Below are 5,585 nucleotides of genomic sequence, written 5' to 3' on the forward strand. Positions count from 1 at the left end.
CTTTTACAATCGCAAAAGAATTCATGGTTCTTTGGGGTATGTTTCGCCGGTTCAATTTGAAGCAAACTATTACGAAAATATCGGTTAAACTCCGTTATCCTGCGTCCACTTTCTTGACAGAGGTCCAATCCTCCCGCTAAATCGGCACGGCTGCCGATAAAGGCGAATTCGTCCGGAATTAGCGGGAGGATTTCCATTTCATTGCCCGTCTCTCGTGTACAGAGGCAAATTAACATGATCTTTTCCCTCTATTGCGATCCGATCTTCCTTACCGGATATGGGGATTTCATCCCCTCGCACACGGCATCTCCCGCAAAAAACGCTGCGCCAGCCGCTTACTCGCTCTTTACACCTTGAACGCCTTCATCGCCTTGCGCAGCTCCCGGAACGAGGGCCGCTTGCCGTACAGCAGCACGCCGACGCGGTAAATTTTCGCGGCCAGCCAGCCGAACGCCAGCATCGCGCCCGCCGTGAGGGCGATCGACAGCCACACCTCCCACCAAGCCGGGTCGCTCATCCCGATGCGCAAAAACATGATGAGCGGGCTGAAAAACGGGACGAACGACATCGCCACGACGAACGGCGCGTTCGGATTTTGCAGACCGAACATCGCGATCATGAAGCCCGCGATAATGAGAAACGTAACCGGCATAATCGCCTGCCCCACTTCCTCGGTGCGGCTTACGAGCGAGCCGACGGCGGCGAAGATGGATGCGTAGATGAAATAGCCGAGCAAATAAAAGACGACGAAGTAGCCGAGCAGCGACAGCTGGATATCGCCCGGATCGATGTTCAAGCCGCGCAGCTGCTCCAAATTTTGCGGGATCAGCAGGTTGGCCGCGGCTACGACGACGAGAACGACGATCTGCACGAGGCCGAGCAGGCAGATCCCGATCATTTTGCCGAACATTTGCTTGAGCGGCGATACGCTGGAGATGAGCACCTCCATCACCCGCGAGCTTTTCTCGGCGGTAATTTCCGTGGCCACCATGTTCCCGTAGCCGATGACCGTCATGTAGAGCAGGAACAGCAGCACGTAGACGAGCCCGTAAGCGAGCATCATCTGCGACTCCGTCTTGCCGCTCGTTCCTTCCTGCACCTGTACGGTGGCAATCGAGACGGGCGCGTTCAGCTTGGCCAGCTGCTGCGAGGACAAGCCAAGATCGCGGACGGCAAGCTCGGCTTTGACCGCCTGCAGGGCGCCGCGCAGCTTCGACTCCATGGAGAACATCGTGCTTTTCGAATAATACGTCGCTTTCGGGAAATCTGCGGAAGCGTCGTCGTCCAATTCGAGATAGCCGACGATCTCCTTCGCATCGAGCTTTTCCTTGCCCCGCTTCGCATTCGCTTCCTTCGAGCCGGCGTCGCCGAGCATGACGATCGCGAGCTCCGGCTCCGGCTTCTTCGCATAATAGTCGGACAGCGCCCGGGTTACGTTCGTCTCCTTGCCGACGATCCCTACCCGATCCGGACCGTCCGACGAGGAAAAAGTCGAGATAATGGCGGGCAGGTTGATGATGACGGATAAAATGATCGCAAAAATGAGCGTCGTCACGACGAACGACTTGGCGCGCACGCGGTTCATGAACGTGAATCGGATGACCGTCGATACCTTATTCATGGGAACCTCCCACCGTCTTGATGAAAATGTCGTTCAACGTCGGCTCCATGATCTGGAACCGGTATACGTCCGTCTGCGACGAGGCGGCTTTTAAAATTTCCTGCGCCGCCTCCGGCTTGAAGATGCGGATTTCCGTCCACGCTTCGCGCTTCTGAACGGACGTGACGCCGTCGATCCGGTCGAGCCCCTGCACCTCGCGCTCCGTGTCGAGCAGCACCCGCTCGCGCGGGAACGACCGCTTGATCGATTTCAAGCTCCCTTTCAGCACCGTGTCGGAACGATGCAGGATGCAAATGTTCTCGCACAGCTCCTCGACGTGGTCCATCCGGTGACTCGAGAACAAAATCGTTTTCCCCGCGTTGCGCAGGTCGAGAACCGTCTTCTTCAGCAGCTCCACGTTGACCGGGTCCAGGCCGCTGAACGCCTCGTCGAGAATGAGAATCTCGGGATCGTGGATGACGGCGGCGATAAACTGGATTTTTTGCTGATTGCCCTTGGACAGCTCCTCGACCTTCTTGTCGTAATAGTCCGGCACCTCGAACCGGTCCAGCCATTCGCGCAAGCTTTTCTCCGCCGCCTTCCGCGACATGCCCCTCAGCTCGGCGAAATACGTCACCTGATCGCTCACCTTCACCTTCGGATAAAGCCCCCGTTCCTCCGGCAAATAGCCCATCAGCCGACGAAGCTCGGTCGAGTACGGCTTCCCCTTCCACCGGATCGTCCCCGAATCCGGCATGATGAGCCCGAGCACCATGCGCATCGTCGTCGTTTTGCCGGCCCCGTTGGCGCCGAGCAATCCGAATATTTCACCGGGCTTCACCTCGAAATCGATCCGATTGACGGCCGTCTTCTCGCCATATTGCTTGCTCACTTCCTGCAGTTGCAGCGGGTTCATCGGTGCAGCTCTCCTTCCGTGCGGCCGGACGCCGCTTGTTTTCGCTTCTCGGCCACGATCATATGGTGCAGCATCTCGTCCAGCTCGACCTGCTGGCGCTTGGCGACGGCGATGCCGGCTTCCTCCAGCGCCCGCTCCGTCTCCGAAGCGCGGTCGCTCGTCAGTCTCGTCAACGGGCCCAATTCGACATCGACGACGCCCGGCAGCTCGGCCGCCTCCTCGAACGCCGCTTCGATCCAGAGCGTCTTCCAGTCGTCGATCAGCGTATCCTTTACCCGGTAGTCCAGCAGCTTGCCGTCGTACAAAAACGCGACGTAATCCGCCAGCCGGCGCACCTCCTCGATCGTATGCGTGGCGATCAACACCGTCCGCTCCCCGTCCGCCATGAACTGCCGGATTTCGTCCAGCATGATGCGCCAGGCGAACGGATCGAGACCGGACGACGGCTCGTCGAGGACGAGCAAGTCCGGCGATTGCGCGACCGCCATCGAGAAAGCGAGCCGGCGCTTCATTCCTTTGGACAGCAGGCTCACCTTCGCCTTCGGATCCAGCTCGAACCGTTCGGACAGCGACCTCCACGTTTCCGGGCTCCATGCCGGATACCAATGCGAGTAAAACCGGACGAGCTCGTCGATCCGCCAGCCGGCCTCCTCCGCATAGGAGGAATCGGGGACATAGCCGATCCGCCGCTTGATCTCGACTTCCCGCTGCCCATACGCTTCGCCGAAAATCCGAATGACGCCCTCGTCCGGCTGCACGATGTTCAGCAGCATCTGGAACAGCGTCGTTTTGCCGGAGCCGTTCGGCCCGACAACGGCCACGACAACCCCCGGCTCGACGCGCAAATCGATCGGTCCCAGCCGGAACGAATCGAACGATTTCCCGGCCCCGTTAAATTGAATCGCATACGTATCGCTCATATCGGCTTGTCCCCCTCCTCGCCCTTCCCTTCCTCAGGCATAATCGAATCCAAGCTGTCCCGAAACAGCTTTTCCGTCTCCCCGCGCGTCAGATGGACGCGTTTCGCCGTCTCGATCGCGGCTCGGAACGCATCGGCGACCGCACCCGAACGGTATTGCTCCCGTTCGATCTTCCCCACGGAAGCGACGAACGTGCCGGTTCCTTGTTTCGTTCGAAGCAGCCCTTCGTTCTCCAAGTCTTGATAGACGCGGCGAATCGTAATGACGCTGCAATTCAAGTCTTGGGCGAACTCGCGGATCGACGGCAGCAGCGTCCCTTCCGGCAGCGATCCGCTCAGGATGAGCGAACGCAGTTGAATTTCGATCTGGTGGTACATCGGTTCGGCCGATTCGGCCGAGACCTGGACCGGAATGCGCACGACATCCACCTCCTCCGTCTCTACTCGGGCGTTCATCTCGAAAACGAGCGACTGCGGATGCGACGCTCCGTCTTCCGGAACCAGAATCCGACCCACACGGCCGCCACGACGGCTCCGATGACGGGAACGAGCGCCCCGTATCGCTTCACCGCCTCGACCGACGATTCCACGAAGCCGAAGCCGAGCAGCGAAGTCAAAACCGGTATCGCGATCAACAGAATCGCCCAGACGCAGCAGTACAGGAAATAAGACTTGCCCGATCCGGCCAGCTCCTTGTACGCGTACATGACCGACATGCAGACTCCGAACGCCACCCATGTCAAAGCAAACGAGACGATCTGCAACGGCGTCAGCAGTCGGCCGAGCGGACCGAACAGAAACAACGGTACGAAGTACAAAACCGACAGCATCGCCGTGTTGATCGCGATCAGCACATACCTGGCCGCGACCAGCTCGCGAACCGAGATCGGCAGCTGTCTTAGAAACAAAAGCCGCTTCGAAAAAATATCGGACCGCCAATACACCCGGTAATCCCCCGTCATCGCGAAGCCGACGCAGCTCATGCTCGTCAGCAGCATAATGTCCGCTACGGTCCCGAGTCGGCCCGCCGTCTCCGCCGGATCGAGCGGGAACTGCTCCCGGGTAATGAACACCGTGAAAAAGCAAAAGTACGCGTACATGAGGACCGAGACGAGCAGCCCCCACCTTGATCTCTTCAAATCATACTTGACGATGAGCCATACGTTGTCCCACATCCGCATCACCTTCCCACAGCAGTGTGCTTACTGTGTATATTTATATTAACAGTATACACACAGTCGCTTTGCCGTGCAACCCTTGCCGAAAAAAGGAATTATTCCGCACGACGTCGAATGTTCCCTTCGGGTGATTCGATGATCGTTTCTCATCTAGTGGCGGCGATCGTGCTGATCGCGATGCCGATCCGTTCCATCTACGATACGCGCGCGCTGCGCGCACCATCCTCGCCGTATCGAAAAGCCTACACCTACATCGGGGTATCCCTTATATTGTGGGCATTAACCGCGGCGGTATGGCTCGAATACGGTTTGGCCGACACGTGGCGGTACGGCGGCGGGAGCTTGCCGATCGGCGCATCCCGGCTGCTCGTCGGTGTCGTCCTCGTCTACTTTGCCGCACAAATTTTACTTCCGCTGGCGCTCGGCCTGCATGCCGACTTCCGGTCGGCCATGAAGCAGTCCTACGCGTCCCGTTCCTTCGTTCTTCCCGTCACGAGAGCGGAAACGTGGTTGTATGCCTGGACCGCCATTACGGTCGGCATCTGCGAGGAAGTGCTCTTCCGGGCGTTTCTCCCCGCTTACTTGCAAGCGGCGCCCTATGGCCTCGGGTACGGCACCGCCTTTCTCGCCGCGGCGGTTTTGTTCGGGCTGAGCCATTTTTTGCAGGGCGTATCCGGCATCGTCCAGACGTTCGTCGCGGCGATCCTGTTCGGCTATCTGTACTATGCCACGGGAAGCCTGCTCGTCCCCGTCGTCATTCATGCGTTGTACGACCTGCGCATCATCGCGATCGCACGGATCGTAACCCGCCATGCGGACGACATAAAAAGCCCGTCCTGACCGATTGATATGCTCCCCTTAAAGTAGTCAGGTGAAATAATAAAACCTGCTGCTATAAGGGGAGTTTTTTTCATGCGCCAAAAATGGAGTGCACAACAGAAGCTAGCGGTGATACAAGAAGCCGACGAGATG

The 5,585-nt window shown here is 58.5% G+C and carries 6 protein-coding genes; 1 reads left to right on the forward strand and 5 read right to left on the reverse strand.

From position 1 onward, the window contains the following. Positions 1-346: 346 nt before the first annotated feature. The 5 genes from DLM86_RS31595 to DLM86_RS31615 are packed head-to-tail and all read right to left on the reverse strand — an operon-like array spanning position 347 to position 4,610. On the reverse strand, positions 347-1,621 hold the full coding sequence (locus DLM86_RS31595) for an ABC transporter permease (RefSeq protein ID WP_110844225.1): 1,275 nt from the start codon (positions 1,619-1,621) through the stop codon (positions 347-349). Next, entirely contained in the window at positions 1,614-2,516 is a 903-nt protein-coding gene (locus tag DLM86_RS31600; protein WP_110844227.1) for an ABC transporter ATP-binding protein, read from the reverse strand. Before DLM86_RS31600 ends, DLM86_RS31595 begins: the two co-directional genes overlap by 8 nt. Beyond that, a complete protein-coding gene (locus tag DLM86_RS31605) occupies positions 2,513-3,436 on the reverse strand; it encodes an ATP-binding cassette domain-containing protein (protein WP_110844229.1) in 924 nt (307 codons plus the stop codon). The genes DLM86_RS31600 and DLM86_RS31605 overlap by 4 nt, the downstream gene beginning before the upstream one ends. Next, positions 3,433-3,855: a GntR family transcriptional regulator gene (locus tag DLM86_RS31610; protein WP_110844235.1), complete on the reverse strand. Its 423-nt coding sequence runs from the start codon at positions 3,853-3,855 to the stop codon at positions 3,433-3,435. Before DLM86_RS31610 ends, DLM86_RS31605 begins: the two co-directional genes overlap by 4 nt. Positions 3,856-3,887: 32 nt before the next feature. Beyond that, positions 3,888-4,610 carry an ABC-2 transporter permease gene (locus DLM86_RS31615; protein WP_158289734.1) on the reverse strand — a complete coding sequence of 241 codons (723 nt, stop codon included), beginning with the start codon at positions 4,608-4,610 and terminating at the stop codon, positions 3,888-3,890. Between the two features lie 138 nt (positions 4,611-4,748). Here DLM86_RS31615 and DLM86_RS31620 point away from each other — a divergent pair, with 138 nt between their 5' ends. After that, entirely contained in the window at positions 4,749-5,453 is a 705-nt protein-coding gene (locus DLM86_RS31620) for a CPBP family intramembrane glutamic endopeptidase (protein WP_158289735.1), read from the forward strand. Positions 5,454-5,585 lie beyond the last annotated feature (132 nt).

It is taken from the genome of Paenibacillus flagellatus, assembly GCF_003217775.1.
GTDB classification, from domain to species: Bacteria; Bacillota; Bacilli; order Paenibacillales; family NBRC-103111; genus Paenibacillus_AB; species Paenibacillus_AB flagellatus.

Excerpts from the sequence above, each read along its gene's own strand:
- DLM86_RS31595 (WP_110844225.1), bottom strand. The coding sequence starts at position 1,621 with ATGAATAAGGTATCGACGGTCATCCGATTCACGTTCATGAACCGCGTG.
- DLM86_RS31600 (WP_110844227.1), bottom strand. The coding sequence starts at position 2,516 with ATGAACCCGCTGCAACTGCAGGAAGTGAGCAAGCAATATGGCGAGAAG.
- DLM86_RS31605 (WP_110844229.1), bottom strand. The coding sequence starts at position 3,436 with ATGAGCGATACGTATGCGATTCAATTTAACGGGGCCGGGAAATCGTTC.
- DLM86_RS31615 (WP_158289734.1), bottom strand. The coding sequence starts at position 4,610 with ATGTGGGACAACGTATGGCTCATCGTCAAGTATGATTTGAAGAGATCA.
- DLM86_RS31620 (WP_158289735.1), top strand. The coding sequence starts at position 4,749 with ATGATCGTTTCTCATCTAGTGGCGGCGATCGTGCTGATCGCGATGCCG.